The sequence below is a fragment of the Protofrankia sp. Cr2 genome, assembly GCF_963555885.1.
Lineage (GTDB): Bacteria > Actinomycetota > Actinomycetes > Frankiales > Frankiaceae > Protofrankia.
Genome location: NZ_CAUVXG010000082.1, coordinates 16,501 through 17,494, shown reverse-complemented (window position 1 = coordinate 17,494; position 994 = coordinate 16,501). Strand labels below are relative to the sequence as shown.

2 protein-coding genes are annotated in these 994 nt (G+C 65.5%); both read left to right on the top strand.

All coding sequences use genetic code 11. The features are described 5' to 3' along the window. Positions 1 to 127: 127 nt before the first annotated feature. A complete protein-coding gene (locus U9978_RS22595) occupies positions 128 to 505 on the top strand; it encodes a metalloregulator ArsR/SmtB family transcription factor (protein ID WP_322763160.1) in 378 nt (125 codons plus the stop codon). A gap of 69 nt (positions 506 to 574) precedes the next feature. Continuing rightward, a partial coding sequence (locus U9978_RS22590) for an SRPBCC family protein (protein WP_322763159.1) occupies positions 575 to 994 on the top strand: 420 nt, incomplete at its 3' end.

The window sequence follows — 994 nt, the reverse complement described above, 5'->3', positions numbered from 1 at the left end:
GGGTGGGGTGGGCCGGACCCGTCGCCCACGAACGGCGCGTGCGGCTGCGGGCAGCCGGCGCTTGACGGCGCGGCGACCCCTGTTCTACGTTTAACGCATCGATTAATTAACGTCAGGGTGAAATACGATGGCAGCTGATCGACTCAGCACGATCTTCGCGGCGCTGGCGGACCCGACCCGGCGGGCGATCCTGGCCCGGTTGGCGGAGGGGGACGCGACCGTCACGGAGTTGGCTGAGCCGTTCTCGATCAGCCTGCCGGCGATCTCCCGACACCTCAAGGTGCTCGAGCGGGCCGGGTTGATCTCCCGAAGTCGGACGGCCCAGTGGCGCTCGAGCGCTCTCACCGCCGGGCCGCTGCAGGAGGCCACAGCGTGGATGGAGCGCTACCGCCAGTTCTGGGATGCAAACTTCGAGCGGCTCGACGCCCATCTTCGGCACATCCAGCAAGCGCAGTCGCCATTCGCGGAGGACCAGCCGTCCGCAGAGGACCAGCAACAGCAGTGACATGACATCACCCAGCCATCAGCCATCCATAAGTCGGATATCGGAGATATCAGCGAGAGGAACAGTGCCATGGCAGATTCCCCGGCAACCAACGAACTGGTCATCACCCGGATCTTCAACGCTCCGCGGGAGCTCGTCTACCGGGCGTTCGTCGACCCCGATCAGATCGCGCAGTGGTTCGGTCCGGTGGGGTTCTCCGTGCCCCGCGACACCGTCGAGGTCGACGTCCGGGTAGGCGGCTATCAGCGGTTGGTAATGGTCAGCGACGATGACCCGACGATGCACTCGCCGGTCAACGCGACGTTCACCGAGGTCGTCGAGAACGAACTCCTCGTGGGCACCGAGGAGGTGGAGGGTATTCCCGGCTTCGAGGGGATCGCCCAGATGTACATGCGCCTGGAGTTCCACGACGAGGGCGGAAAGACCCGCCTGGTGCTGCGCCAGGGCCCCTACACCGACCAGATGGAAGGCATGGCACGCGAGGGTTGG

What these genes read in the sequence shown, in the direction of transcription:
- U9978_RS22595 (WP_322763160.1), top strand. Translation starts at nt 128, where the DNA reads ATGGCAGCTGATCGACTCAGCACGATCTTCGCGGCGCTGGCGGACCCG.